Genomic DNA, 24,637 nt, shown 5'->3' on the forward strand with positions numbered 1-24,637 from the left:
CCGTCAGAAGCCTCGCACCACGCCGCCATCCACCCGCAGGATCGTGCCGGTGATGTAGGAGCCGGCGTCGGAAGCAAGGAACGCGGCCGCCTTGCCGAACTCATCCGGCGTGCCGTAGCGGCGCATGGGGATGGTCTTCTCGCGATCGGCGATCACCTGCTCCGGCGTCTTGCTCTGCTTGGCCGCCGCGGCCCCCGCCAGCTCGATGCTGCGATCCGTGCGGATCGCGCCCGGCGCCACGATGTTCACCGTTACGCCATCGGGCCCGACCTCATCCGCCAGGGTCTTCGCCCAGCCCACGATATTGGCACGCAGCACGTTGGACAGCGCCAGGTTCGGCAGCGGCTGCACCATGCCGGTGCTGCCGACCGCGATGATCCGGCCGTGCTTCTGCGCGCGCATCGCCGGCAGCAGCTTGTTCGCCAAGCGAATCGGGGAGAGGACGATGCGGCGGAACCACATCTCCAGCGCCTCTTCGGTCAGATCCGCGGCGGTGCCGGCCGGTGGCCCGCCATGGTTCAGCACCAGGATGTCCACGCCGCCGAGGGCAGCAACGGCGCCATCGGCCAGGGCGTCCATGTCCGTGCCTTTCGCGACATCCGCCGCGAAGGGATGCACGGAAGCGGCCCCCAGGCCCTTCAGCGCCTCACAGACCGGCTGGAGCCGCTCCACCTCGCGCCCCGAGATGGCCAGTGACGCCCCATCGGCCGCCAGCGCCTCGGCAATCGCCCGGCCGAGGCCCTTGGAGGCACCCATAACCAGTGCCCGCTTACCACGAAGCCCGAGTTCCATTGAAACCTCCCACGAATCAGGGGGCGGACCCTGAACCGGCCCTCCCGCCCTGGCAAGATCAGGGCCTTTCCCGCGCCCGGCTCTGGCTGGCAAGTGCGGCGGGCCAAGGCAAATGTCGGTTTGGCAAGGACGAAGTCAGGAGGCATCCTGCCGGACATGCCCCGCCCGACCCTTCTCCTGACCCGTGTCCTGCCCGAGGCCGTGGAGGCCCGCGCCGCGCGCGATTACGTGATACGCCGGCCGGAAGGCCCCGACAGGACGCTCGAGCCCGGCGCCCTGCTCGCCGCTGCCCAGGGCTGCGACGGCATCTTCTGCGCGGCCGGCGACGGGCTGGACGCGGCGACCATCGCCTGCCTGCCCGACAGCATCAGGGTGATCGCCACCTTCAGCGTCGGCACCGACCATATCGCGCTCGACGCCGCGAAGGCGCGCGGCATCCCGGTGACCAACACGCCCGACGTGCTGAGCGTGGCCACGGCCGAAATCGGCATGCTGCTGATCCTGATGTGCGCCCGCCGTGCCGGCGAGGCCGAGCGGCTGGTGCGCGCCCGGGAATGGACCGGCTGGGCGCCCACCCAGCTCATGGGCGTGACGTTGGAGGGCAAGCGCCTGGGAATTCTCGGCATGGGGCGCATCGGGCAGGAACTCGCCCGGATGGGACGCGGGATGGGCATGCGCATCCATTACCGCAACCGCACCCGGCTGACGCCGCAGGAGGAGCAGGGCGCGGTCTTCCATGGCAGTGACGACAGCTTCCTTGCCGCCTGCGACGTGCTGTCCATGCATATTCCCGGCGGGGCCGCGACGAAGCACTGGCTCGATGCCGGTCGCATTGCGAAGCTGCCGCGCGGCGCGATTGTGGTGAACACCGGGCGCGGCACGACGGTGGATGATGCCGCGCTCTGCGACGCGCTGCGTTCCGGCCATCTCCGTGCCGCAGGGCTAGATGTGTTTGCCGGCGAGCCGGCCATCTTCGAGGGTTATCACACCACCCCCAATCTCACCCTCCTGCCCCATCTCGGCAGCGCCACCATCGAGACGCGGGACGCCATGGGTTTCCGCTGCCTCGACAACATCGACGCGGTGCTTATCCACAGCACCGAACCGCCTCACCGCGTCGGCTAGGGCGCGGTCGCCGCCCGCCAGGCTCCAGGCGCAACGCACGATCTCACGTTCAGGAACCACCCGATGATCTTCGACTTCGAGGCTCTTTCGAAGAAGGACCGCTACAAGCTCGTCGTATCGACCGTCGTGCCGCGGCCGATCGCCTGGATGGTGACGCAGGATGCAGAGGGCCGCATCAATGCCGCCCCCTTCTCCTTCTTCAATGTCTTCAGCAACGATCCGGTAGTGGTCGGCATCGGCGTCGGCGCCCGCGGCATGGGCGGGGAGGAGGAGGACGACTTCAAGGATACGCTGGCCAACATCAAGGCCACGGGCGAGTTCACCCTCTGCCTGGTAAGCGAGGAAACCGCGCAGGCGATGAACGTCACCGCCGCCGACTATCCGCCCGGGGTCAATGAGTTGGAGAAGGCGGGCCTTACCACCGCACCCTCGGCCAAGGTGAAGGTGCCTCGGATCGCCGAGAGCCCGGTCGCGCTCGAGTGCCGCCTCTGGCAGATGATCCCGATCGGCGGGCACAACCTGGTGCTGGGAGAGGTCCAGGCCGTGCATGTCCGGGACGACTGCATGCTGGATCCCGCCCGGCTCTACGTCGATACGCCCAAGCTGGGGCTGGTGGGCCGCATGCATGGCGCCGGTTGGTACGCCCGCACCACCGACCGCTTTGAGATGCCGCGCGTGACCGCGGAGCAGGTGGAGGCGCGACGCAAAGGCTGAACGGAGGGCCCCGGTGGCTGGCTATCCGGGCTTGTGCTAGCTTTGTTCCCATGCGGATCTACCTAGCGGGACCGGAGGTCTTCCTGCCGGATGCGGAGGCAGTGGCGGATGCCAAGCGCCGCCTCTGCGCGCGCCATGGCGCCACCGGGATCTTCCCGACCGACCCTATCGACTGCCCGGAGGCCGATCTGGCCGCCGAGGCCTGGTTGGCGATCTACCTCCGGAACGAGGCGCATATCCGCAGCGCGGATGCGCTGATCGCCAACCTGACCCCCTTCCGCGGGCCCTCCGCGGATGCGGGCACGATCTATGAGTTGGGCTTCATGCGGGCCCTGGGCCGCCCGGTGGCAGGCTATGCCAACACCGCGATGCCCTTTACCGACCGGACCCGCCATTTCCTCGGCGCCGGCGCCCGCGAGCGGGCGGAGGGCGAATGGGAGGATGCCGAGGGCCTGCACATCGAGGCCTTCGGCCTCCACGACAATCTGATGATCGATGGCGGCCTTCGGGCGGCCGGTGGGGTGCTGTTGACGCGCGAGGTACCCGCACCGGACCGCTGGCGCGATCTGACCGCATTCGAGGCCGCGCTGCGCGCCTTGATGGAATCTGTCTGACCCCGCTTGTCGACCCGGTGCCGGCCCCGTATACCCCGGCGCCACGGGACAGGTGGCCGAGCGGTCGAAGGCGCGCGCCTGGAAAGTGCGTATAGGTCAAAAGCCTATCGTGGGTTCGAATCCCACCCTGTCCGCCATGATCCCAACCGACCGATGCGAGGCTTGGCGGAACGCCCCTCGAATTGGGCTGGCAAGTGTGTAGCCATTTTCCGGCGTGGCCCAGCCAGCTTGGCAAGATCGACGTCAACTGCGGGTCCGAGCATTTCCGGCTCACTCCGAGGCCTATGCTGAGTAGGCGAAGCAGTCCCGGCACTCGTCTGGGGTGACGCTGTTAGCGGTTGCCGATCGGTTCCAAAGGGCATGTCGGATGCGGGCTGCGGCTTTCCCGAGCAGCGCCTTCAGCTAAGTCGAAGACCTGCTTGATGGGCTTCGAGGCACTGCCTTGAAGGGGCGGGCGGCAGGGCGGCACTGTGGAGACCTGCGATGAAGATGGTGGTGCGCCAGAGGCCATGGGGCGCGGCATCGACAAGGCGTTCGCTTTCGGGCCGAGCCATAACCGCTGATCATGTTGGTCGCGGCACAGGTCTCCTCGAGGACGCGAAGCGCTGGGGGTCCATATAGCACTGCCAGATGCGCGACCGCCGCCGGTAGACGGCCAGGTCCTGCTAGTCCCGCTCGGCCGATCTGAACGACTTTTTTGTGCCCGACGCCGAGCCGGCGCTGGGGCGACCAGATCGTTGTCAGCGAGACCCGCCCGGCACCGCGCTCGATCAGGGCGTCCCGGATCTCTGCCAAGGTGATCTTCGGCGTTGTCGGGGAACTGCATGCGCCGGGATCAGGCGCTAGAGCACGACGTAGAGACCCGCGGCGGCCATGGCGGTGCCGAGCACGGCCCGTGGAACGCGCCCCATTGTACCGCCCCAGATGAGGCATGGGACCGCTTGCACGGCGGCGACGGCGATGAAGAAGAGCACCAGCGGCACGCATACGACGCTCGCGAAGATCATCTGACGCCTCCCCTGTTAAGCAAAGCCTATGGCGGGGCTGCGGTGCCGCTAAGCGGGAACTGGCACCGATTTGGAGTAAGTACGCCGCAAATTCGATCTCAACCTGAAAGGAAGGCCCGCCTTGATGAGCACGAGCGAGCCGTCCTTGCGAAGATGCCAGCGCATATTCGGCGCGACGCCCTCCTGCCCGCGGTGGCAAGCTCCACTGAGGGCTCGCCTCGCTCCTGGCCCTCCGGCGCAAAGGTCATGGCGGTCGGGCGCCCGACCGCCATGACCTTGTTCCGGTTGAAAACCCCGGCGGCACCGGGCAGCCAGGTATCGATCCGGCCCCCAGAGTCCGCGGTGAAGATGGCGTGATCCCGTGCATTCTCGACGATGAGACGTAGCCGCTCCTCGCGCTCCAGCAGCGCCGCCTCGGCTTGCGCCCGCTCGACGGCCGCCCAGGTGCGCTGGGCGGTTTCCTCGACGAGCCTCAATGTGCTCGACCTCCTTCAGGAGCCACAAGCCGGCGCGAACCATCCCCCTGGCACCCCGGCACCAGCCGGAAGCAAGCCGGTCGCCGATGAAGGCCTCTGTATCCGGCGTGGGGGCTACGTACCTGTTCCTTTGGCTGGGCATTGGGGGAAGACAACCGCAATGCGCGCCTCCTTGAACTCGTGCAGGACCCCGCAACCGACTTCATTGGGAGCGCAAACTCCGATGAACCGGGGATTGCGGATGGGATGGCCCCACCCGGTGCATCCCGGTTCAGGCGGTACTGATCCCTTACCGGCAGACCGGCAGACCGGCAGATCGGCAGACCGGCGGATGATGTAGGATGCGCCGCATGCCGCCGAGACGGCCTGTCCTCAGGAGGAATTGATGCCCCAGCACCCAGAGACGATCGCCCTGCATGCCGGCTGGCGGCGCGACCCCGCTACCAAGGCCGTGGCGGTACCAATCTATCAGACGACATCCTACCAGTTCGACGATACGGCCCATGCCTCCAGGCTCTTCGGTCTGGAGGAGCTGGGGAACATCTACACGCGAATCATGAACCCGACGACCGACGTGCTGGAGCAGCGCGTGGCGGCGCTTGAGGGTGGGGTGGCGGCGCTTGCCGTTTCCTCAGGGCAGGCTGCCTCGGCCATGTCGGTGCAGAACCTCGCGCATGCCGGCGACAACATCGTCTCCTCGACGAACCTTTACGGCGGCACGTGGAATCTCTTTGCCAACACGCTCCGCGACCAGGGAATCGAGGTACGCTTCGTGGACCCGGAGGATCCTGAGGCCTTCCTGCGCGCCTCCGATGACCGCACCCGCGCCTGGTACGCCGAAACCCTGCCCAATCCGAAGCTGGAGGTCTTCCCGATCGCCGAGGTCGCGGCGCTCGGCCGGCCGCTCGGCATCCCGCTGATCATGGACAATACCGCAGCTCCCACCTTGGTGCGGCCCTTCGACCACGGGGCCGCCGTCGTGGTGCTCTCCACGACCAAGTATCTCGGCGGCCATGGCACCAGCATCGGCGGTATCATCGTCGATGGCGGCAACTTCGACTGGGCCGCGCATCCGCAGCGCCAGCCAGCCCTGCACCGGCCGGATCCCTCCTATCACGGCGCCGTCTGGGCGGAGGCCGCCAAGCCGATGGGGCCGATCGCCTATGTGCTGAAGGCCCGCGTCACCTTGCTGCGGGACCTTGGCTCCGCCATGTCGCCCTTCAACGCCTTCCTTACCCTGCAGGGGATCGAGACGCTGGCACTGCGGATGCGCGAGCACAGCCGCAATGCCGGGATCGTCGCCGACTTCCTCTCGGGGCGGCCGGAGGTCAGCCGCGTGATCCACCCCGCGCATCTGAAAGGCCGGGCCGCCGAGCGCGCAGCCAGGTATCTCACCCGCGGCCATGGCGGTCTCGTTGGCTTCGAGCTTGCCGGCGGCGCGGAGGCCGGGCGCCGCTTCATCGACGCGCTGACGCTCGTCTACCACGTGGCCAATATCGGAGACGCGCGGAGCCTCGCCATCCACCCGGCCAGCACGACCCATTCGCAGCTCTCCCCTGAGGATCAGCTCGCGACCGGCGTCTCGCCCGGCTATGTCCGGCTTTCCATCGGACTGGAGCACCCTGATGACATCCTGGGCGACCTGTCCCAGGCACTCGACGCTTCCGGCAGCAGCCGCAAGCCGCTGGCTGCCGATTAGGGGAATGCGTCCCGCGCCTGCATTCCTTGCCGCAGGCGCGCGGCGCCCGACGAACAAGGGCGCCGTCATAGGCGGGTGAGTCCAGGCTTTCCCGGGCTGGCGGGTGAGTTCGCCGGACCTATATACGCCCCTCCAACTTGAAGCATTCGGGTTTCACAACCCTTGCCTCAGGGGTTGCCGGCATCTGCCAGCAAATGGCGTGCCTCGCCGTGATCCCGCCAGGCATCGACGAGCCCGCGGGGCAGGCTCAGGTCGCCGTCGCTCTTCCAGCCGTCAAACGGGGCGCCGAGCAGGACGATGCGGAAGACCGTGCCTCCCTCGTTCCCGTCAATGATAGCCCCCCGATACACATAGCTCGGCCCTCCGAGCGGGCCGATTTTCATCGTCACTCGAAGGTCGTGGCTCAGTTCACTATCGTCCAGCATTCAGTCCTCGAAGCCGAGAAAGGCAGCGTAATGCGGAAACAGAACGAGAAATGGCTTAAGCGCCATTAGCGTTTCCTCATTGCCCGACATTTTCAAATGTCAGGCCACCTTCCCCCGGAACCATCGTTTGCGGCGCGCCCGCATGAAACTGCGCCGCTCTTCCTCCACCCGCATGCCGCCGGTGAGTATGCTCCGGATGTTGGATCGGCAGCGTCGGTGTATTCAGCGCCGAACGCGTTCCTCATGAGGGCGTCTCCTCTGTGACGGGCGTAGTTACCGGCAGCCATCCGCTCGCAGCCAATCGCTTGAGCCGATGGCACCGATCATCTTGGCCTGTCGCCGAAACGCCCGAGGCGGGACCGCGCGGGAATGGTGCGTGCCATCACCGCAGAATCTGCCAGCACCCTCCACACCAGGACGGCGAAGCGGCTCATGATCTCGGGCGGCGTGGCGCGGCTTGCGAAGGAGGCAGTCCAGGACCGCACCGCAAAGCTGGAGACACCTCCCCTTCTCGCGCCTTGGGCTGCGCAGGATTTCCAGCTCGTGCTTGCACTGTGCGGCGCACCGTTGCCACGATGCTGGAACGGTACCGCCACTCTGCGGCGGGACAAGGCCCAGACGGCCCGATCGGGAGGAACAATGACGACCACACGCCGCCATCTGCTGCTGGCCATGCCAGCCCTTGCCCTTGTGGCACCTGCCCGCGCCGCCGCCTGGCCCGAGCGTCCGGTCCGGATCATTGTGTCCTTCACGGCGGGCGGCACGACGGACATCATCGCTCGGCTGGTCGGCAGCCACCTCTCCGAGAAATGGGGCCAGCCGGTGGTGATCGAGAACCGCCCCGGCGCGGGCGGCAACATCGGCACCGAATACGTCGTCCGCTCCGCACCCGACGGCTACACGCTGCTCGTCGGTTCTGTGGGACCGCTAGCCGTCAACCAGTCCCTCTACCGAACGATGCCCTATGACACGCGCAAGGACGTGGCAGCGGTCTCGCTCTTGGCAGGCGTGCCGAACATCCTCGTCGTGGCGCCCGACTTCCCCGCGCGCAACGTGGCGGAGCTGGTGAAGCTGGCGAAGGAGAAGCCGGGGGCGCTGTCCTACGGCTCCACCGGCGTCGGGACATCCTCGCACCTCTCCGGGGCGCTGATAGACCAGATGGCCGGCATCCAGACCACGCATGTGCCCTATCGCGGCGCCGTCGCGCTGAACGACCTGCTGAGCCGGCGCCTCGACTTCATGTTCGCGACCATCCCATCGGTCATCGAGCAGATCCGCGCCGGAAAGCTGCGCCCCCTGGCAGTGTCCAGCCTTCAGCGCTCGCGTTCCGCGCCGGATGTGCCGGCCATGGCGGAGCTGGGCTTCCCGGGCTTCGACGCATCCTCCTGGTTCGGCATGGTGGCGCCGGCCAACACGCCGCGGGAAATCGTCTCGAAGATCTCCAGCGACGTCGCGGCCATCCTGCGCCGGCCGGATATCGAGAAGCAGATGGTCGAACAGGGAGCCGATCCCGTGGGGAACACCCCCGCGGAATTCGCCGCCTTCATTGATGCCGAGATCACGCGCTGGGCGACGGTGGTACGTCTCTCCGGCGCCATGGTGGAGTGATGCGGCCCGGCCAGCGCGGAACCCGGGTTCCCGTTCCCGGGTCCGCGCTGGCTGTGCCTCAGCTGGCGTAGCTGGGATCGTTCCGGTCGAGCATCCGCAGAAGGCCCGGCCATTCCATCAGCCCGTAAGGGCGGCGGACATTGGGCTGGTAGTTCTGGTAGGTCGCCTCCAGCACGGCCTTCGGTACCGGATGCAGCGGCGTGTTGCAGGACATGGCCGCAATCTGGGCGCGGCAGGACAGTTCCAGCCGGTGCAGGGCGTTGAAGGCCTCACCGACGCTGCGGCCCACCGTCAGTAGCCCGTGGTTCCGCAGGATCATGGCATTGTTGTCGCCGAGGTTGCGGATCAGCGCCTCCTGCTCCGTCAGGTCCAGCACCACGCCCTGATATTCATGGTAGCTGATCCTGGTGAAGCGCATCGCCGTCTGCGTCATCGGCAGCAACCCGCATTCCAGCGAGGACACCGCCATACCCGGCCAGGTATGCGTGTGAATCACGCAATCAATCTCGTGCTTCGCGCCATGGATCGCCGAATGGATGACATAGCCCGCACGGTTTATGCCGAAGTCGAAGTCGCCATAGTCGGGCTTGTCGAGGATGGTTCCGTCGAGATCGACCTTGATGAGCGAGGAGGCCGTCATCTCCTCATACATCATGCCGTAGGGGTTGATGAGGAAGGCGCCGTCCTCCCCGGGCACGCGGACTGAGATGTGGTTCGCCATCATGTCGGCCATGCCGAAATGTGCGACAAGGCGGTAGCAGGCCGCGCAATCGATCCGCGCCTGCCATTCCGCCGGCGAGACGCGCTCGCGCATGGAACTGATCCGCAGTGTCTTCCCGGCATGTTCGAGCATGGGCTTCCTCCTCCACGATAACGATGGGGCGGGATCGCCGCCCCGGTTGGTGGGCCGGTCCGCCCGGCCCGGCATCTTCCGCCGCGCCGATCCGACCGGCTAGGATTTTCATGCCCCCGCCCTGTTCCCGAAAGCGTCAGCGCGGGACGGGCGCGCCACTTCAGGCGGCGGAGCCCAGGGCGCGATCGGACGGCTTGTTGCCCGGCGGCGTGGGGTGCCTCTCCAGCGCATGCCGCAGCAGAGCGGCGGAGCGGTACACCGCATGCACCATCTTGCTGTAGGGGATGACGAGGAAGAGGGCGAAGATGACGCCCAGATGCACCGCGAGCAGCACGCCCATGGCCCCCGTGTCGCGAAGCGCCAGCAGCAGCAGCCCTGTGGCGGCCGCGAGGAACAGCAGCACCAGCAGCGCGTAATCCGCGCCCAGCAGGTTGCGCGCTGCTGGCGCAGGGTCGGAGACGATCTTCACCCAGATCAGCCCCGCCGTGCCCACCACCATCCCGACCCCGCCCCAGGTGCCGAGCTGAACCGGCAGGCTCCAGAAGGGATAGGGCGCCGGATGACCCATGATGTGGTCATAAAAGGTGGCGGTGGTGGTGGAGGCGAAGCAGAGCAGGAAGCCGTAGAACATCGCGTGGTGGAAGCGGCGGCGAAGCTGGGAGAAACCCTCGTCCTTGTCGTTGCAGCCCCCTCCCCCACCGCCGAGATTCTTCAGAGTGAAGATGTCGTGCAGGGCGACGGCGAGCGGCTTTGCCCGGCGGAATTCATCTGCCCGCCCGCCCGTGTCCCGCCAGAAGTTACGGAAGCCAATGGCCAGCGCAAGCACGGCGAAGAGCGAGGTACCTCCCGCCAGCGCAACCATCAGCCACCAGGGGATGACACGGTAGAAGGCGCCAGGCCCGATCTGTGGCTGGTACAGCACGCTGGGATCCACGAGCGCCATGGTCAGCAGGAGCGTCAGCGCGATGCCCGCCGCCGTGGCGAGCGAGACGATGGTGCCGTTGCGCTTGAACAGCCCCGCCAGCGGAGCGGGCCAGGCATATTCCTCATAGGTTTCGGCCCGCACCTGGGCGAGCACCTGCGGCACGTTGATGTTGAAGGGGTGCGGCGGCGCGTATTGGCACGCGTAGTAGCAGCCCTTGCAGTTGTGGCAGAGGTTGGCGATGTAGCTCAGGTCGCCGGTGGAGAATTCCCGGCGCATCGCCATCGCCGGAAAGACGGCGCAGAAGCCTTCGCAATAGCGGCAGGCATTGCAAACCTCCATCGCGCGGCGGGCATCGGTGGTCGCCTCAGTTTCGCGCATTCCTCGCGGCCTCCCTGCCTGCGATCCGTCCGAAGACGGTGCCGATCGCCATTCCGAAGCCGGCCAGATAGCCCTTGCCCAGGATGGAACCGGCCATGATCTCGCCCGAGGCGAAAAGATTCGCGCTGGGCTTGCCGTTGTCCATCAGCACCCGCGCATTCTCGTCCACCTTCACGCCGAGATAGGTGAAGGTGATCCCAGGCCGTAGCGGATAGCCGAAGAAGGGCGGGTCGGTGATCGGCCGCGCCCAGTGGGTCTTGGGCGGCGACAGCCCTTCGGTGCGGCTTCCGTCCAGCCGGTTGCTATTGAATTCGCCCGGCACGCAGGCGGCATTGAACGCCGCGACCGTCTTCTCGACCGCCGCCGGATCGAGCCCGAGCTTCACCGCCAGCTCGCCCAGCGTGTCCGCCTTGATGGCGGGAAAGACCGAGGGCATGAAGAGCGTCTCGCTCTTCGCATCAATGATGGAATAGGCAACCTGGTCCGGCTGCTGCGCCACCAGCCGGCCCCAGATGGCATAGCGCTTGGGCCAGACATCCTCGCCTTCATCGTAGAAGCGCTCGCCGTTCTTGTTCACCACGACGGAGAAGGGCACGCAGTCCAGCCGCGTGACGATCCCGCCATCGTATTTCGGCGCCCGCCCGTCGATCGCCACTGCATGGCATTGGCTCGGATCACCCACCGACGCGACGCCTTGATCCAGCAGGTTCCGCAGCACCACCCCCTGGGCGTAGGGCGTGCCGCGCACGATAAAGTTCTTCGCCGCCTCGCCCCAGCCATCCTTCAGCCATTCGAGATTGGCCTGGAAGCCGCCGGAGGAGGCGATCACCACCTTGGCGCGCACCGTCTCCGGGAAGCCGCGGTGGTCGATCACGACCTCCCGGACGAAGCCGTCATCCAGCTTCAGGTCCACCGCGCCGGTATCATAGAGGATGTCGATGCCCAGGCGCTCGGCTGTGGCGAAGTAGGCGTTCACCAGCGCCTTGCCGCCCCCCAGGAAGAAGGCGTTGGTGCGGGACAGGCTCAACGTGCCGGAAAGAGAGGGCTGGAACCGCACGCCGCAGGCTTCCATGAATGGCAGCGCGTCCTGGGTCAGCCGGATGGTCATCCGGGCCAGATGCTCGTCGGTCTGGCCCCCGGTGACGCGCAGCAGGTCGTCCCAGTACTCGTCCTCGAGATAGGCCTCGGTCAGCACCGAGGTTGGCTCGGCATGCATGGTCCGCATGTTGCGCGTGTGGCGGCTGTTGCCGCCGCGGAAGGGCTTGGGCGCGGAATCAATGAGTAGAACGGAGCAGCCGGCCAGCCGGGCCGTGATCGCGGCACAGAGGGCCGCATTGCCGCCGCCGATCACCAGCACGTCCCAAACCCGCGAAAAGTCAGGCATCGATCCTGGCGCCTCCTCTGTATACCAGCGGATACGTTCTTGGCGGGGTGGTTTCAAGAGGCATCCGCGGCAGTCGCTGGAGCAAGGCTGCGCGCCCTTGACGCGCGCGACCTTTCAGCCGCGAGGGATGGGCTCGTGGGTCAGGCCGATCCGCACCTTGAAGGCATTGCGGATATGTAGGCGCGCCGCGCGCTCGGCGGCGGCCGGGTCCCGCGCTTCGATCGCGGCGACGATGGCAGCGTGTTCCTTCACCGATTCCGCGCCCCGGTCCGGCACGCCGAGGGTGGTGCCCGACAGCAGCGCAAGAGAGAGGCGCATGTTCTCCAGCATGGTGTTCAGATAGCGGTTGCGGGCGGAAAGGCCGATCTGCCGGTGGAAGATGCGGTTCGTGGCTGCCAGCGCCGCAGGCTCGCCGAGCAGCCCCTCGTCGCGCACCACCATCTCGCGCAGGATCTCCAGCTCGGTCGCCGTCGCCTGGGTGGCGGCCAAGCCGGCGGCGGTGCCCTCCAGTACCTCACGCATGTGGTACAGCTCGATCATCTGGCTGTAGTCGAGACGCGCCACCACGGCGCCGTGATGCGGCTCGTGAAGCACGAGGCCGTGGGCCTCCAGCCGCTTCAATGCCTCCCGCACCGGGGTGCGGCTGATGCGGAAGCGGTCCGCCAGCTCCGACTCGCGCAACCGCGTGCCGGCTGGCAAGGCGCCGGTCTCGATCGCCTCCAGGAGCAGGTCATAGGCCTCGGACCCGGAGGAGCGGCTCGGCCTGGGCGTGTTGGTCAGCATGACCCCGAGAGGCGAAGCACAGAAGGCGCGGCCGGCCAAGCCAGGTTGGCGCACACCCGGGGCATTCCTCCGGGGTTGACTGAAACGGGCCGAGCTCTTCCGCGCTCCCAAAGCCTAGCGGTAACGCGGAGGCGTGGTGCAGATGCCCACCCGCCGGGCGTACCGGATCGCCCCCGCTCGCTCCGTGCTAGCGTGTGCATTAGATCAGCGGCTTGTGCGGAGGCTCATAGGTTGTGCCGAACAAGGCGGCGATCCGCGCGCGGGAGGCGATGTCCGCCACGAAATCCTCTTCCATCGGCGCATGGCAAAGGAAATGGCCAAGTTCCGCACGCATCTGGCGCAGCGCCTGTTCCCGGCGGTCCGGCGGCAGACCTTGCATGGCGGCCTCCAGGGCCTGAGCAACGAGGCGGCTTAGTTCATCTTGATCGGTCATGGTCCAATTGCTGCCGACGATCTTGGATGTCTGGTTCTTCGCCGGAGTGGCACTTGACGCAGGCATTTCTCCGGCCCGTATACATCCGCTAGTTGCAAGGAAGGCGTAGGAGCGTCGTCCTGGTAATACCAGGATGACGCCAGGAAGAGGCGGACCTGTCAGCATCGAACCGTATTGCGGCTGGAGCCACTTGTTCTGAACTGCCACACTGCAGGAAAATTGTCGCAAGACTAAAATCCGATGCAACTCCGGTCCGACCGGGGACATTCAAGCATGCTCGTTCCGCACAACGCCACTTGTGCTCCCTCCAGACTGGATTTGCTTTCGTGCCATTGAGCCAAAGCATCACGTCATTGTTGGTCGCGCAGGGTCGTTCGGCGGTGCAGCATATCTCCATCAAGGGAACATTTCTCATGGAGCGCAACGTATGAACGCCAGTCTCACTTCTTGGGACGGTGGAGCACTGGCGGATCATCCCTCAGGTACCAAACTGGCTTCGAATACGGCGTCAGGAACAGATGTGGATCGTGCGGCCCTGCTCAGGGAGCTGACGCTGACATGCGAACGCCTTCTTCAGACCGTTAAGCTTGACGCACCGGGCGCGCCGGCGTCACCGCAGCGGGCCGAAGCGGCGAAGGTACAGCCCTCCCTGGCAAGCTTGGATGCGAAGAACCTGGCCAGTTCGCTCAAGCGCATGCAGCGGCTTCGGGCCCGCCGGCGACGCATGGCGCGCGGTGAGCTCTTCGAATGGCCGGCCTGGGACATGCTGCTCGACTTGGCGGCCGTCAGGGCTGAGGGGACGCATCTGAGCGTCTCCTCGGTCTGCATTTCCTCGGGCGCACCGCAGAGCACCGCGCTCCGCAAGCTGGCCGCGCTTGAGCGCGCCAACCTGGTGCAGCGCTACGCCCATGGCACCGATGGCCGGCGCGTGTGCGTCGCCTTGACCGATGAAGCGCTGGAACTGGTCCACAAGACCATCGATGAAGAGCGCGCCATGTACGAGGAGATGGCTGTCGCTCTCTAGTAGAAGCTGGAAGCCACCGCGGATTGCACCGGCGTAGCGGATCACTCCGGGCGCAAGAGGGAAGGCGCGTACTTTCCCTCTGGCGGCCCGCGCAAACGGCGCGCGACACTCGCGAGCCAAGGCTGAGCGCCAGATCCGTGCTGGCGCCGCTTGCCGTCAGGTTCAGTATCGCGCGTGAGGGTGCCGAGTGGGCTTTGGAGATCTTTCCATCTGATGCCGCCGCCGCAGCTTTCCTCTGGCGATGCGCCTCCGCTGAGGTCCGTCAGCAGGGTTTATGCTCGTGCTGTTCGCTCCCCTCGCCGCCTGCTGCGGGGGAATAGGCCGCGAATGCCGCTGCCAGACGCGCCCGCACCCGCATCTCATCAATGATCGGACCTTCGATTGGCGAGTTGGCGAGCGTGTAATCCAGTTGATCCCTAAGGACACGCAGCGCCTCGTCCCGAAGCTCAAAAGGGACACGGGCTAGAACCCGTTCCACGGCGCGTCCCACAACGGCGATCATCGCGTCGTCACCGTGCTGCGTCTCGTTCCGCATAGGACCTCTCGATCACCGACCTGTTGCGGCCACCGCATAGATACTGGCAGCCGCATCGCGCAACGTCGGACCCATCAAAGCCGGCTGCAATTCAACCTTGCCATCGACTTCAACAACAAGATCAGTGCAAAATGTCGTCCATTTTTGTTCCATTTGCGGAATTAAAATTCGCAGGTGCCGGCCGAACAGATATCGGGGTCAAGTTCAGGTGGCATTGGTAGGGTCGGCGGCCGGAACGCGCCGACGGCGCAGCGTCCGCGCTGGTCCTTTGCTTGCGGGCCTACCGTCCATTGAAGGACCTCCACGAAGTGGCTTGCCCCGGATGGGCCACGCGGAATCCGTCCACGGCTGGCGGAGGCACCCCGCACGGGTCAGCCGTCGCTCGGCCGCATTCCTGCCTCGGCGGCCTGGGCGTGCAGCGCCTCGAGCACAGCCATGAGCGCCCTATCCGCCATATCCAGCCCCTTCTCACGGGCATGGTCGGCGAGGCTGCGGATAATCTCGATCGTCGCGCTCGAAGGCGGCGATGAAATCGTGGCCGACGGTGACATCCGAAATCTCCCCGCTATTGCTAAGGACTTTCGTCCTCGAAATACCCTTCTTTTACCTCTGGCCGCTGCAACAGCTTCACGTCGCGGCTGCCTCGCCCCTTCGCTCCGGCCGCTAGCTCCGGCCGACCTTTCAGCCAATGACGTTCACCGGCCTGCCCGGTCCGCTTCGAAGATACGTTGCTGCCCTCGGCGCAAAGATCGCCAGCGATGTCCCGATGTAGCGCGGGAGTGGCCCAGTTTGACATCCGTACGATGCCCAGAACTGTAGGCACTCTGCCAAATTCTCTTCCGCGTGACATCCGGGCATCGCCAAGGGTGCTGCCGCCGGCCGCCTAGCCCGCAGTGAGTACGGGATCGGCCGCCCCGCCCAATCCTTTCGGCCCGCAGTTTGCCGAACCGGGGCGGCCGCCTAGCGGCCCATCAGCCCGGCCGCACGCAGCGCCTGAACGATCGCGGCGCCTGGGCCTCCGCCTGTGCGCGCCCTTGACCAGTCCATCGCCTCATGGGGCGCATGCAGCGGGTTGGCGGCAGGCCGCTCGGGCATGACCTCATCCTGGCTGGCGCCCGGCAGGTCCATGGCGGCACCGACGCTATCCAAACCCCAGAAATCAAGGATGCCATGGGTAGAGGATACGCCCACATCCAGCAGGTAAGGGCCGGCGACGCCGCAGCGGCCCTCCTCGGCGCCGGGATGGATTGGCACGCCATGGGCCATGCCCGCGATGTGGTGGCACTCCACCAGGACCCGTCCGTCCCGGCCCTGCCAGCCGCGCCGGGAATGGCCGGCGGCCCGCTTCTCCACATCCGGCGGGCGGTTCCCAAGGCGGTGCAGGTCAAGCCATTGCTTGACGATCTCATGCGCATTGTCCGGATTCACCGTCGAGTCCGCCTCCCCCTGCCAGACGGCGACGCGGGGCCAAGGCCCCCTGTGCGGACTTGCGGCGCGCACCGCATCGCCGCGGGCCGGGAGCGGCAGCGCGGCCGGCCGGGCCATGGCGGAGAAGGCCTCCCCCACCCCACTCGCGGCGCCATAGGGGAGGCCCGCCACAACGGCACCGGCCGCGAAGACCTCCGGATAGGTGGCGAGCATCACCGAGGTCATCGCCCCGCCTGCCGAGAGACCCGTGATGAAGACCCGTGCGGGGTCCAGCCCATGGGTGCTGACCATGTGCTCGACCATTTGGCGGATGGAGAGCGCCTCACCCGAGCCCCGGGCCGTGTCGCCGGGCTCGAACCAATTGAAGCAGAGATGGGCGTTGTTCGCCCGCCGCTGTTCCGGCAGCAGCAGCGCGAAGCCCGAGCGTGCCGCCATGTCCGACCAGCCACAGCCCGCGTCATAGCCCGCGGCCGTCTGGGTGCAGCCATGCAGTGCAACGATGAGCGGCGCGCCCGGCGGCAGGTCGGCCGGCAGGTAGCTGAGCATGCGGAGGCCACCAGGATTGCTGCCAAAATGGGCGACCTCGGTCAGCCGGCCATCGCCAGTTGGCGTCCGGCCCATAGACTCGGCCGCCTTCTGGCGCTGCCGCTGGAGCCGCATGAGTGTGGCGAGGCCGAGCCTGGAATTCATCTGTATCTCCTGCTTCCGCCCGGAGGGAGCCAAAGCGGCGGGCCCTCGCGTCGAGAAAGACTTGCTGCACTGCAACATGGGGTGGCTGGGGTGCGCTGGTAAGGCTCGGTGGCCGACGCTGAGCCATGATCCCCCATCGCAACGGGTGCGGAGCCGTGTAGAAGCAGCGGATGCTCCAACTCACGGACATCACCCGGCCCTTCAAGGTCGGGCCCGGTCAGATGCAGATCCTGCGCGGCCTGTCCCTCTGGGTGGAGAAGGGTGAACCGGTCTCCATCATGGGCGGCTTGGGCTCGGGCAAGCCCAAGCTGATGAACATCAGCGGCCCGCCCGACAAGCCGAGCAGCGGTATCTACGAGATCGACTTCTGCAAGATCCGGGTCGGGCAGCCCGCCTCGGTCCCGGCGATAGCCTCTCGGGGCAGGAGTTGACCGGCATGGTGGCAAGCGTGACCGCGCAGGCGAGCAGCGAGACCTCCGCCCGTACCGGAGCGCCAGATTTCCCCGCGAGGATGTTGATCGAGGACATCCGGCCAGAGGAATGCCGCCATCTTGCCGTCGGCATGTCGGCAAATCTCTCCGTGATCGTCTGTGACAATCCGAACGCGATCGTCCGCCCCCAGGATGCCATCCGCACCGAGGGCGGCGAGCGCGTGGTGCGGATTCGCGAAACGCTCGGCACGGTACGGCACGTGCCGATGACGCTCGGGATCAGCACTCCCGAAGGAATCGATATCCGCCAGGGGCCATCCTCCGGCGATGTGGTGGTGCTGTGGTAACGGGACGAGGAGACAGGGCGCGATGAACCTCGCCGGGCTAAGCTTCCGCGACATCGAGTATCTCGTCGCGGTCGCCGACAACCTGCATTTCGGCAAGGCCGCGACGGCCTGCTCCGTCAGCCAGCCGACCCTCTCGGCCCAGGTCCGCAAGCTCGAGGAATATCTCGGCGTGCAGGTCTTCGAGCGCGCCAGCCGCAGCGTGATGGTGACGGAGCAAGGCACCGAGATCCTGGCCCAGTGCCGCGTCATCCTCGCGGAGGGCCGCCGTCTGCTGGAGATGGCGCAGTCGGGGATTGAACCGCTGGGCGGGCAGTTCCGCCTCGGCGTCATCTCCACCCTCACGCCCTATATCGCCCCCATCATCCTGCAGCCGCTGCGCAGCCGCTTCCCGAATCTCCGCCTGAGCCTGGTGGAGCGGCTGACCCATCCGCTAGTGCGCGCCCTGGAGGCGGGGGACCTCGATGCCCTCCTCGCCGCCTCGCCGGTGCGTGACATCGAGCTATCCGAGCTGCCGGTCTTCCATGAGAGCTTCGTTCTCGCCGTGCCGCGCGACCACCGGCTGGCGGTAATCGACCGGGTGACGATGGATGACGTACCCGCCGGGGAGCTGATCCTGTTGAGCGAAGGCCATTGCCTGCGCGACCAGACCGTCTCCCTCTTCCCCGCCTGCCAGCGCGCCGCGCAATCCGGCGGCTCCATGCAGGCGACTAGCCTGGAGACGCTGCGCCAGCTGATCGGCGCCGGCATGGGCTGCTCGCTCCTGCCGCAGCTGGCGGTGCAGGTGGGTACGCTGCTGGACGATATGGTGGCCTATCGGCTGATCCGCTCGGTGCCGCTGCCAGGGCGGGACATCTCCCTCTTCCACCGCCCGAGCTTCGGCCGCATCCGCGAGGTGCGGCTGCTGCGAGACGTGATCCGGGATGCGCTGGCGGGGCTCGGGACGCTGAAGGTGCATGGGCGGCCGGAGACACGCGCCCTGGCGGCTGCCTGAGGGCTTAGCTGCCCACCTTTAGCGTGGAAACCAGCCCGCGCAGGCAGGCGACGAGGGAGAGCGGCGTCAGCTTGCCGGTGCGGGGGTTCGTCTCGCTCGGCACGCCCTCGATCGACATGGTGAAGCGTGCCGCATCGGCCTCGACCCGGATGGTGTGGGTGTTGCGCGTCAGGCCCGGTACCGCCCAGATTTCCACCATGGTCCGTTCCGGCCCAATTCCCGCGAGCGCCAGCGCGGCGGCGACATTCACATTGGCCGGGAAGCCTCGCGCCGCTTCCAGCGCATTACCCTCGAACACGAGGGTGGGCTCCGTCACCGCCCCCATGTCCAGTCCCTTCTCGGTGAGGTAGGGCGCGCCTTCCAGCCCGCGTGGTGGCTTGCGGGTCTCGATCGTCACGCTCTGCACCGGTCCCTCGGCCACGGCGCGCACGGCGTCGAGGCCGAGCAGGGCACCGGTGGGCACCACGATCCGCGCCCCGGTCTGCCGCGCCTCCTCCACCAGCTCCATGCGCGGCAGCAGCGCGCCGACGGAGGCGGGTATGAAGATGCGGCCGCGTGCGATGGCGGGGCGCGCCACCGCCTCAAAGACCGCGGCGGGGGCGCATTCGACGACGATCTCGGCCTCGTCCGCCAACTCCGCCAGGGGAACAAGCTGCGGCGGGTTCTGGAAGCCTGCTAGGTTGGCCTCGGCCTTGGCAGTGTCCCGCGCCGCCACGGCGATGAGGCGCAGCCCCTCCACCCCCGCATCCAGCGCACGGGCCAATTCCAGCCCGATGGCGCCCAGCCCGGCAATGGCAACCGTGTTGCGCAAGGAAGCCTCCTGTCAGGGAACGGGGGACATGCCGCCATCCACGTTGATGGCGGTGCCGGTGACGTAGTCGCCAGGCTGGGACGCAAGGGCCAGGGCCATGGCGGCGAATTCTTCCGCCCGGCCGATCCGCCCCATGGGGATGGGTCGGCCGGCTTCCTCCTTCCATTGCTCGTAGGACTGGCCGGCGGGGTCGGCGGCGTGCCGGCGCACCCATTGGTCGCTGTCAATCTTGCCGACGAGCAGGGCGTTCACATTGATCCCGAGTGGCGCCCCCTCCCCCGCCATCACCTTGGTCAGTGCCATGCCGGCGGCGCGGGAGACGGCGGTGGGCGCACCGGTCGGCGGGGGAGCTTTTGCCCCGATGTTGAGCACGTTGATGATCCGCCCAAAGCGCCGCTCGGCCATGCCTGGCCAGGCGAGCCGCACGAGCCGAATGGCGGCAAAGAGCTTCAGGTCCAGGTCTGCCTGCCAGTCCGCATCGCTCAGCGAGGAGAGCGGCCCGCGGCGGGAGGTGCCAGCGTTGTTCACCAGGACGTCGATGCCGCCCAACGCCGATTCGGCTGCGCGGAAGGCAGCCTCGCAGCCCTCGGCGGTGGCGATGTCGGCGGCGACGGGGATGCTGCCGGGAATGGAGGCGGACGCCTCGGCGAGTGGCCCCTCGCTCCGGGCTACCAGCGCCACCCGGGCGCCGGCCTCGGCGAAGGCGCGGGCCGTGGCGAGGCCGAGGCCGCGCGAGCCGCCGGTGACCAGGGCGCGGCGGCCCTCAAGGGTAAGCTTCATGGCATTCTCCGTCCCCGGCGGCCTTCAAGCCGCGCTGGAAACGGAGTTCGGAAGCAGATGGCCGCGAAGTCAACCGGGTCTGCCGTGAGAGCAGGCTCGGGATGCGGTGAAGGCGGGAGGGAGGGATGGGCGACCTACGGGGCTCGAACCCGTGACATCCACGACCACAACGTGGCGCTCTACCGACTGAGCTAAGGCCGCCATACGTGCCGACCGGGAGTTCCGGCCGGCGGCGCGGTTTAGGGTGCAGGCGCCCCTTCCGTCAACCATGGCTGAAGCAGAACCATGGCTCCGGACGCATTGTGCCTTAGCCGGCGGCGCGAGCCCCGGCTTCCGGCATGGCGCTGCGGGCCGCCTTCCAGGCTCCAAGCCGGGCCAGTGCCTCGTCCAACACCGCATCGGCCTTGCAGAAGGCAAAGCGGGCGAAGTGATTCGGCGCCCCCTCCCCGTCATAGAAGGCTGAAACGGGAATGGCAGTGACCTTGGCTTCCTCGGTGATGTGGCGGCAGAAGGCCACATCGTTCCCGGTGAAGCCGAGCGGCCGGAAATCGGCAGTGACGAAATAGGAGCCCTGGCTGGGCAGCACCCCGAAGCCGAGCGCCGCCAGCCCGGCCGCCAGCCGGTCCCGCTTCGCCTGGAGCGAGGTGGAGAGGCCGGTGAAATAGGAATCCTCGAGCCCCAGCCCCACCGCGACGGCCCGCTGCAGATTCGGGGGGGTGGTGAAGGTCAGCAACTGATGTGCCTTGGCGATGTTGGGGGCCAGCGACCGGTCGGCGGTTATATAGCCGACCTTCCAACCGGTCAGGCTGAAGGTCTTGCCGGCGCTGCCGATCCGCATGCAGCGCTCCCGCATGCCCGGGAGGGTCATCAGGGGGATATGCGCCCAGCCGTCGAAGGTCAGGTGCTCATAGACCTCGTCGCAAACGGCATAAGCACCGTGGCGCTGCAGCAGGTCCGCCACGAAGGCGAGTTCCGCCGCCGTGAAGACCTTGCCGGCGGGGTTCATGGGGGAGTTGAGCAAGATTGCCTTGGTCTTGGGCCCGAAGGCGGCAGCCAGCTCGGTCCGCGGCAGCTCCCATTTCGGCGGGGTCAGCCGGACGAGCCTGGGGATGGCCCCGAGCATCCGCACCACGGGCAGGTAGGTGTCGTAAAGCGGCTCGATCAGCACGCATTCGTCGCCCGGGTTCAACACGGCCATGAGGCAGGCGGTGATCGCCTCGGTCGCGCCGGAGGTGACCACCACCTCGGAGAGCGGATCGACCTCCAGCCCATAGAAGCGGCGGTTGGCATCGGCAACGGCCTGGCGCAGTTCCGGCACGCCGGTCAGCGGCGGATACTGGTTCCGGTTGTCCAGCAGCGCCTCGGCGGCCGCTCGCACAACCACCTCCGGCCCCTCCTGGTCCGGGAAGCCCTGGCCGAGGTTGATTGCCCCGTGCTGCACGGCGAGGGCGGACATCACGGTGAAGATCGTGGTGCCGGTGGCGGAGAGGAGCGCATTCTGGGACTTGAGGGGGGCGTTCATGGGCGCGGCAGGGATTCCGAGGAAGGGCAGGCGCGACGGAGGGCGATCCCGGGCGGGACGTTCCAGGGTGCGGGTCGGCCCATGATGGGGTCGCAGGGCCCGGGGCGCAATCGCGCAGCGCCCGAATGCCTCCGCTTTAGGCAGATTGCCCCGGCTGGTGGCGCGCCGGGCCCTGGGTCTCTCAAATTCCCCTCGCGCCGTCCTTGCCCGCCCGGCACGGGCCGTGCAACGTCCGCCCGCCAGCGGCCTGCCTTGCCGGGCCGCGGCCAAGACGCGGGAGGAGCGGGGTGCCCGCCACCCTGCGGGACACGGAGCCGATGAAGAAGATCGAAGCTATCATTAAGCCCTTCAAGCTGGACGAGGTGAAGGACGCGCTGCACGAGATCGGCCTGCAAGGGCTGACCGTGGTTGAAGCCAAGGGCTTCGGGCGCCAGAAGGGCCACACGGAACTCTACCGCGGTGCGGAATACGTCGTGGACTTCCTGCCCAAGGTGAAGATCGAGGTGATCTGCTCCGACGACCTGGCCGAACGCGCCGTGGAGGCGATCACCGCCGCCGCGCGCACCGGGCGGATCGGCGACGGCAAGATCTTCATCACCGACGTGCTGGACGTGGTGCGCATCCGCACCGGAGAGCGCGGCGAAGAGGCGGTCTGAGGGATTTTCCTGCCGCGACGCCCCCGGGGAACCGACAGGGGGGCTTGCGGTGGGCCAGGGTGGGGCGGCACACGCTCCCCCATGATCAACGCGTAAGGGGAACAGGACCCGGCGAATGGCGAATGATAAGGAAAGCGTCTCCAGGGTAATGGAGATGATCAAGGAGAATAGCGTCGAGTATGTGGACTTCCGGTTCACGGACCCGAAGGGCAAGTGGCAGCACACTGCCCAGCATGTCTCCACCATCGAGGAGGACACCTTCGCCGAGGGTATCATGTTCGACGGCTCTTCGATCGCTGGCTGGAAGGCGATCAACGAGTCCGACATGATCCTGATGCCGGACACGCTGAATGCCTGCATGGACCCGTTCAGCGCCAAGCCACAGCTGATCGTGTTCTGCGACATCTACGAGCCCTCCACCGGCCAGCGCTACAACCGCGATCCGCGCGGCACGGCGAAGAAGGCCGAGGAGTATCTGAAGTCCTCCGGCATCGGCGACACCGCGTTCTTCGGCCCCGAGGCCGAGTTCTTCGTGTTCGACGACGTGAAGTTCGGCACCGGCGGCAACTACGGCCACTATAAGCTGGAGAGCGGCGAAGGCCCGGGCGCGTCCATGAAGGACTTCCCCGAGGGCAATATGGGCCACCGCCCGGGCGTGAAGGGCGGCTACTTCCCGGTGAACCCGGTCGACAGCGAAGTCGATCTGCGCGCCGAGATGCTCTCCACCATGATGGAGATGGGCGTCCTGGGCGAGAAGCACCACCATGAGGTGGCGCAGTCGCAGCACGAGCTCGGCACCAAGTTCGGCCCGCTGATCACCCAGGCCGACCACATGCAGATCTACAAGTACTGCATCCACAACGTGGCGCATTCCTACGGGAAGACCGCGACGTTCATGCCGAAGCCGATCTATGGCGACAACGGCTCGGGCATGCATGTGCACCAGTCGATCTGGAAGGATGGCAAGCCGCTCTTCGCCGGTAACGGCTATGCGGACCTGTCCGACTACGCGCTGTGGTACATCGGCGGAATCATCAAGCACGCCAAGTCCCTCAACGCCTTCACCAACCCGCTGACCAACTCCTACAAGCGGCTGATCCCTGGCTTCGAGGCTCCCGTGCTGCTGGCGTATTCGGCCCGCAACCGCTCCGCCTCCTGCCGCATCCCCTACGCGACGAGCCCGAAGGCGAAGCGCGTCGAGGTGCGCTTCCCGGATCCGGGCGCGAACCCCTACCTCGCCTTCGCGGCGATGCTCATGGCCGGTCTGGACGGGATCAAGAACAAGATCCACCCGGGCGAGGCGATGGACAAGGACCTGTACGACCTTCCGCCGGAGGAGCTGAAGGGCATCCCGACGGTCTGCGGGTCGCTCCGCGAGGCGCTGCAGTCGCTCGAGGCCGACCACGACTACCTGCTGGCTGGCGACGTCTTCACCACCGACCAGATCGAGTCCTACATCGAGCTGAAGTGGCAGGACGTGTACCGGTTCGAGCACACGCCGCACCCGGTTGAATTCGAGATGTACTACTCGGTCTGAGCTAAGAATTTATCATCTTCGATGAGTTACGGGCGGCCCACGTTGAAACAACGTGGGCCGTTCTGCTGCCAGCCAGCCCATGAAAACATGAGTGGGTTCGAAGCCGACCGTTAATGTCCGTGGTGGGGAAGCCCCATCGCGGGACAGCAGGGCAAGATTGCAGCTCTCTGCAGCCAGGCCCAAGGCGTTCGCGCGGCGGTTGGCTGTGTCACTGAATTTTGGCCCAGCAGTGCTGGCGAATTCTGGCCCAGCTGCCGCTTCTGGCCGTTCTGGCCGGGCCGCGGCCCGGCCAGGACGGTCAGTGTCGCTGTTCTGGTGTCCTCCTCACGGCTTGACGGGCTTGCGCTGCGCCGTGGTGCGGCGGAACCGGTAGGAGTCCGCCCCCGTGGTGATGATGTGCGCCCGGTCGGTCAGGCGATCGATCAGGGCCTTGCACAGCCGGGGATTAGGGATGACCTGCGGCCATTCGGAGAACGGCAGATTGGTGGTCACGATCACCGCCGCCTTCTCCGCTCGGTCGGCGATCACCTGGAACATCAACCCGCAGGCGGTTTCGGCCAATGGCACATAGCCCAGCTCGTCGATGCAGATCAGGTCGAGCCGCTCCCAGCGGCTGAGCGCGCGGCTGAGCTGGTTGGCGTGCGCTGCCTCTGCCAACTCATTGACCAG

The 24,637-nt window shown here is 67.0% G+C and carries 27 protein-coding genes and 2 tRNA genes; 12 read left to right on the forward strand and 17 right to left on the reverse strand.

Annotation, left to right across the window (positions count from 1 at the left end; all coding sequences use genetic code 11):
* Positions 1-3: 3 nt before the first annotated feature.
* Complete coding sequence (locus GSE44_RS17610) at positions 4-792, reverse strand: SDR family oxidoreductase (RefSeq protein WP_159350140.1); 789 nt, start codon at positions 790-792, stop codon at positions 4-6.
* A 156-nt stretch (positions 793-948) separates the two neighbouring features.
* Here GSE44_RS17610 and GSE44_RS17615 point away from each other — a divergent pair, with 156 nt between their 5' ends.
* The 4 genes from GSE44_RS17615 (at position 949) to GSE44_RS17630 (ending at position 3,382) form a co-directional block, all read left to right on the forward strand.
* A complete protein-coding gene (locus GSE44_RS17615; protein ID WP_159350141.1) occupies positions 949-1,917 on the forward strand; it encodes a 2-hydroxyacid dehydrogenase in 969 nt (322 codons plus the stop codon).
* Positions 1,918-1,980: 63 nt separating this feature from the next.
* Positions 1,981-2,631, forward strand: coding sequence for a flavin reductase family protein (locus GSE44_RS17620; protein ID WP_159350142.1), 651 nt, complete (start codon positions 1,981-1,983; stop codon positions 2,629-2,631).
* A 50-nt stretch (positions 2,632-2,681) separates the two neighbouring features.
* Positions 2,682-3,245, forward strand: a complete 564-nt coding sequence (locus GSE44_RS17625; protein ID WP_159350143.1) for a nucleoside 2-deoxyribosyltransferase — start codon at positions 2,682-2,684, stop codon at positions 3,243-3,245.
* 46 nt (positions 3,246-3,291) lie between these two features.
* Positions 3,292-3,382: transfer RNA gene (locus tag GSE44_RS17630), tRNA-Ser, on the forward strand.
* A 705-nt stretch (positions 3,383-4,087) separates the two neighbouring features.
* On the opposite strand, the gene GSE44_RS17635 is transcribed toward GSE44_RS17630, so the two are convergent.
* Together GSE44_RS17635 and GSE44_RS17640 are read right to left on the reverse strand one after the other, a co-directional pair.
* Positions 4,088-4,252, reverse strand: coding sequence for a hypothetical protein (locus GSE44_RS17635; protein WP_159350144.1), 165 nt, complete (start codon positions 4,250-4,252; stop codon positions 4,088-4,090).
* Positions 4,253-4,350: 98 nt separating this feature from the next.
* Positions 4,351-4,728 carry a hypothetical protein gene (locus GSE44_RS17640; RefSeq protein ID WP_159350145.1) on the reverse strand — a complete coding sequence of 126 codons (378 nt, stop codon included), beginning with the start codon at positions 4,726-4,728 and terminating at the stop codon, positions 4,351-4,353.
* A gap of 385 nt (positions 4,729-5,113) precedes the next feature.
* Between GSE44_RS17640 and GSE44_RS17645 the strand changes: the two genes are divergently transcribed.
* A complete protein-coding gene (locus GSE44_RS17645; protein WP_159350146.1) occupies positions 5,114-6,427 on the forward strand; it encodes an O-acetylhomoserine aminocarboxypropyltransferase/cysteine synthase family protein in 1,314 nt (437 codons plus the stop codon).
* 167 nt (positions 6,428-6,594) lie between these two features.
* Here the strand turns inward: GSE44_RS17645 and GSE44_RS17650 are convergent, their stop codons facing one another.
* Positions 6,595-6,852: a hypothetical protein gene (locus tag GSE44_RS17650; RefSeq protein ID WP_159350147.1), complete on the reverse strand. Its 258-nt coding sequence runs from the start codon at positions 6,850-6,852 to the stop codon at positions 6,595-6,597.
* A 639-nt stretch (positions 6,853-7,491) separates the two neighbouring features.
* Between GSE44_RS17650 and GSE44_RS17655 the strand changes: the two genes are divergently transcribed.
* On the forward strand, positions 7,492-8,460 hold the full coding sequence (locus GSE44_RS17655) for a tripartite tricarboxylate transporter substrate binding protein (protein ID WP_159350148.1): 969 nt from the start codon (positions 7,492-7,494) through the stop codon (positions 8,458-8,460).
* A gap of 58 nt (positions 8,461-8,518) precedes the next feature.
* On the opposite strand, the gene GSE44_RS17660 is transcribed toward GSE44_RS17655, so the two are convergent.
* From GSE44_RS17660 to GSE44_RS17680, 5 genes are all read right to left on the reverse strand, one after another.
* Positions 8,519-9,313 (reverse strand): class II aldolase/adducin family protein, encoded by a 795-nt coding sequence (locus GSE44_RS17660; protein ID WP_159350149.1) that lies wholly within the window; start codon positions 9,311-9,313, stop codon positions 8,519-8,521.
* 160 nt (positions 9,314-9,473) lie between these two features.
* Positions 9,474-10,616 carry a tricarballylate utilization 4Fe-4S protein TcuB gene (gene tcuB / locus GSE44_RS17665; RefSeq protein WP_159350150.1) on the reverse strand — a complete coding sequence of 381 codons (1,143 nt, stop codon included), beginning with the start codon at positions 10,614-10,616 and terminating at the stop codon, positions 9,474-9,476.
* Entirely contained in the window at positions 10,603-12,000 is a 1,398-nt protein-coding gene (tcuA, locus tag GSE44_RS17670; protein WP_159350151.1) for an FAD-dependent tricarballylate dehydrogenase TcuA, read from the reverse strand. The genes tcuB and tcuA overlap by 14 nt, the downstream gene beginning before the upstream one ends.
* Before the next feature lie 114 nt (positions 12,001-12,114).
* Positions 12,115-12,837: a GntR family transcriptional regulator gene (locus GSE44_RS17675; protein WP_235924914.1), complete on the reverse strand. Its 723-nt coding sequence runs from the start codon at positions 12,835-12,837 to the stop codon at positions 12,115-12,117.
* A 145-nt stretch (positions 12,838-12,982) separates the two neighbouring features.
* Positions 12,983-13,483, reverse strand: coding sequence for a hypothetical protein (locus GSE44_RS17680; RefSeq protein WP_159350152.1), 501 nt, complete (start codon positions 13,481-13,483; stop codon positions 12,983-12,985).
* Between the two features lie 160 nt (positions 13,484-13,643).
* Between GSE44_RS17680 and GSE44_RS17685 the strand changes: the two genes are divergently transcribed.
* Positions 13,644-14,240 (forward strand): helix-turn-helix domain-containing protein, encoded by a 597-nt coding sequence (locus tag GSE44_RS17685; protein WP_159350153.1) that lies wholly within the window; start codon positions 13,644-13,646, stop codon positions 14,238-14,240.
* 262 nt (positions 14,241-14,502) lie between these two features.
* On the opposite strand, the gene GSE44_RS17690 is transcribed toward GSE44_RS17685, so the two are convergent.
* The 3 genes from GSE44_RS17690 to GSE44_RS17700 form a co-directional block, all read right to left on the reverse strand.
* On the reverse strand, positions 14,503-14,775 hold the full coding sequence (locus GSE44_RS17690) for a hypothetical protein (protein ID WP_159350154.1): 273 nt from the start codon (positions 14,773-14,775) through the stop codon (positions 14,503-14,505).
* A 371-nt stretch (positions 14,776-15,146) separates the two neighbouring features.
* Positions 15,147-15,326 (reverse strand): hypothetical protein, encoded by a 180-nt coding sequence (locus GSE44_RS17695; RefSeq protein WP_159350155.1) that lies wholly within the window; start codon positions 15,324-15,326, stop codon positions 15,147-15,149.
* A gap of 409 nt (positions 15,327-15,735) precedes the next feature.
* Positions 15,736-16,893, reverse strand: coding sequence for an extracellular catalytic domain type 1 short-chain-length polyhydroxyalkanoate depolymerase (locus GSE44_RS17700; protein WP_159350156.1), 1,158 nt, complete (start codon positions 16,891-16,893; stop codon positions 15,736-15,738).
* A 170-nt stretch (positions 16,894-17,063) separates the two neighbouring features.
* Here GSE44_RS17700 and GSE44_RS17705 point away from each other — a divergent pair, with 170 nt between their 5' ends.
* From GSE44_RS17705 to GSE44_RS17715, 3 genes are read left to right on the forward strand one after another with little or no spacing between them, the layout of a single operon-like run.
* A complete protein-coding gene (locus GSE44_RS17705; RefSeq protein WP_159350157.1) occupies positions 17,064-17,324 on the forward strand; it encodes a hypothetical protein in 261 nt (86 codons plus the stop codon).
* Positions 17,325-17,329: 5 nt separating this feature from the next.
* Positions 17,330-17,671 (forward strand): efflux RND transporter periplasmic adaptor subunit, encoded by a 342-nt coding sequence (locus GSE44_RS17710; protein ID WP_159350158.1) that lies wholly within the window; start codon positions 17,330-17,332, stop codon positions 17,669-17,671.
* Positions 17,672-17,693: 22 nt separating this feature from the next.
* Positions 17,694-18,662, forward strand: a complete 969-nt coding sequence (locus GSE44_RS17715; protein WP_159350159.1) for a LysR substrate-binding domain-containing protein — start codon at positions 17,694-17,696, stop codon at positions 18,660-18,662.
* Between the two features lie 4 nt (positions 18,663-18,666).
* On the opposite strand, the gene GSE44_RS25360 is transcribed toward GSE44_RS17715, so the two are convergent.
* From GSE44_RS25360 to GSE44_RS17730, 4 genes are all read right to left on the reverse strand, one after another.
* Positions 18,667-19,473, reverse strand: coding sequence for an aspartate dehydrogenase (locus GSE44_RS25360; protein WP_201306120.1), 807 nt, complete (start codon positions 19,471-19,473; stop codon positions 18,667-18,669).
* 12 nt (positions 19,474-19,485) lie between these two features.
* Positions 19,486-20,253, reverse strand: coding sequence for an SDR family oxidoreductase (locus tag GSE44_RS25365; RefSeq protein ID WP_201306121.1), 768 nt, complete (start codon positions 20,251-20,253; stop codon positions 19,486-19,488).
* A 128-nt stretch (positions 20,254-20,381) separates the two neighbouring features.
* Positions 20,382-20,454: transfer RNA gene (locus GSE44_RS17725), tRNA-His, on the reverse strand.
* Between the two features lie 106 nt (positions 20,455-20,560).
* On the reverse strand, positions 20,561-21,775 hold the full coding sequence (locus GSE44_RS17730; protein WP_159350160.1) for an aminotransferase: 1,215 nt from the start codon (positions 21,773-21,775) through the stop codon (positions 20,561-20,563).
* 317 nt (positions 21,776-22,092) lie between these two features.
* Here GSE44_RS17730 and GSE44_RS17735 point away from each other — a divergent pair, with 317 nt between their 5' ends.
* Together GSE44_RS17735 and glnA are read left to right on the forward strand one after the other, a co-directional pair.
* Entirely contained in the window at positions 22,093-22,431 is a 339-nt protein-coding gene (locus GSE44_RS17735; protein WP_159350169.1) for a P-II family nitrogen regulator, read from the forward strand.
* 115 nt (positions 22,432-22,546) lie between these two features.
* Positions 22,547-23,968, forward strand: a complete 1,422-nt coding sequence (gene glnA, locus GSE44_RS17740) for a type I glutamate--ammonia ligase (RefSeq protein ID WP_159350161.1) — start codon at positions 22,547-22,549, stop codon at positions 23,966-23,968.
* Positions 23,969-24,292: 324 nt separating this feature from the next.
* Here glnA and GSE44_RS17745 read toward each other — a convergent pair.
* On the reverse strand, positions 24,293-24,637 hold a 345-nt coding region (locus GSE44_RS17745), incomplete at its 5' end, for an ATP-binding protein (protein WP_159350162.1).

It is taken from the genome of Muricoccus harenae (genome assembly GCF_009848505.1).
Lineage (GTDB): Bacteria > Pseudomonadota > Alphaproteobacteria > Acetobacterales > Acetobacteraceae > Roseomonas > Roseomonas harenae.

Excerpts from the sequence above, each read along its gene's own strand:
- tcuB (WP_159350150.1), bottom strand. The coding sequence starts at position 10,616 with ATGCGCGAAACTGAGGCGACCACCGATGCCCGCCGCGCGATGGAGGTT.
- GSE44_RS17700 (WP_159350156.1), bottom strand. The coding sequence starts at position 16,893 with ATGAATTCCAGGCTCGGCCTCGCCACACTCATGCGGCTCCAGCGGCAG.
- GSE44_RS17730 (WP_159350160.1), bottom strand. The coding sequence starts at position 21,775 with ATGAACGCCCCCCTCAAGTCCCAGAATGCGCTCCTCTCCGCCACCGGC.
- GSE44_RS17695 (WP_159350155.1), bottom strand. The coding sequence starts at position 15,326 with ATGTCACCGTCGGCCACGATTTCATCGCCGCCTTCGAGCGCGACGATC.
- GSE44_RS17620 (WP_159350142.1), top strand. The coding sequence starts at position 1,981 with ATGATCTTCGACTTCGAGGCTCTTTCGAAGAAGGACCGCTACAAGCTC.
- GSE44_RS17680 (WP_159350152.1), bottom strand. The coding sequence starts at position 13,483 with ATGTCCCCGGTCGGACCGGAGTTGCATCGGATTTTAGTCTTGCGACAA.
- tcuA (WP_159350151.1), bottom strand. The coding sequence starts at position 12,000 with ATGCCTGACTTTTCGCGGGTTTGGGACGTGCTGGTGATCGGCGGCGGC.
- GSE44_RS17635 (WP_159350144.1), bottom strand. The coding sequence starts at position 4,252 with ATGATCTTCGCGAGCGTCGTATGCGTGCCGCTGGTGCTCTTCTTCATC.
- GSE44_RS17690 (WP_159350154.1), bottom strand. The coding sequence starts at position 14,775 with ATGCGGAACGAGACGCAGCACGGTGACGACGCGATGATCGCCGTTGTG.
- GSE44_RS17685 (WP_159350153.1), top strand. The coding sequence starts at position 13,644 with ATGAACGCCAGTCTCACTTCTTGGGACGGTGGAGCACTGGCGGATCAT.
- GSE44_RS17610 (WP_159350140.1), bottom strand. The coding sequence starts at position 792 with ATGGAACTCGGGCTTCGTGGTAAGCGGGCACTGGTTATGGGTGCCTCC.
- GSE44_RS17660 (WP_159350149.1), bottom strand. The coding sequence starts at position 9,313 with ATGCTCGAACATGCCGGGAAGACACTGCGGATCAGTTCCATGCGCGAG.
- GSE44_RS17655 (WP_159350148.1), top strand. The coding sequence starts at position 7,492 with ATGACGACCACACGCCGCCATCTGCTGCTGGCCATGCCAGCCCTTGCC.
- GSE44_RS17705 (WP_159350157.1), top strand. The coding sequence starts at position 17,064 with ATGCTCCAACTCACGGACATCACCCGGCCCTTCAAGGTCGGGCCCGGT.
- GSE44_RS17645 (WP_159350146.1), top strand. The coding sequence starts at position 5,114 with ATGCCCCAGCACCCAGAGACGATCGCCCTGCATGCCGGCTGGCGGCGC.
- GSE44_RS17615 (WP_159350141.1), top strand. The coding sequence starts at position 949 with ATGCCCCGCCCGACCCTTCTCCTGACCCGTGTCCTGCCCGAGGCCGTG.
- glnA (WP_159350161.1), top strand. The coding sequence starts at position 22,547 with ATGGCGAATGATAAGGAAAGCGTCTCCAGGGTAATGGAGATGATCAAG.
- GSE44_RS17715 (WP_159350159.1), top strand. The coding sequence starts at position 17,694 with ATGAACCTCGCCGGGCTAAGCTTCCGCGACATCGAGTATCTCGTCGCG.
- GSE44_RS17650 (WP_159350147.1), bottom strand. The coding sequence starts at position 6,852 with ATGCTGGACGATAGTGAACTGAGCCACGACCTTCGAGTGACGATGAAA.
- GSE44_RS17710 (WP_159350158.1), top strand. The coding sequence starts at position 17,330 with ATGGTGGCAAGCGTGACCGCGCAGGCGAGCAGCGAGACCTCCGCCCGT.
- GSE44_RS17625 (WP_159350143.1), top strand. The coding sequence starts at position 2,682 with ATGCGGATCTACCTAGCGGGACCGGAGGTCTTCCTGCCGGATGCGGAG.
- GSE44_RS25365 (WP_201306121.1), bottom strand. The coding sequence starts at position 20,253 with ATGAAGCTTACCCTTGAGGGCCGCCGCGCCCTGGTCACCGGCGGCTCG.
- GSE44_RS17735 (WP_159350169.1), top strand. The coding sequence starts at position 22,093 with ATGAAGAAGATCGAAGCTATCATTAAGCCCTTCAAGCTGGACGAGGTG.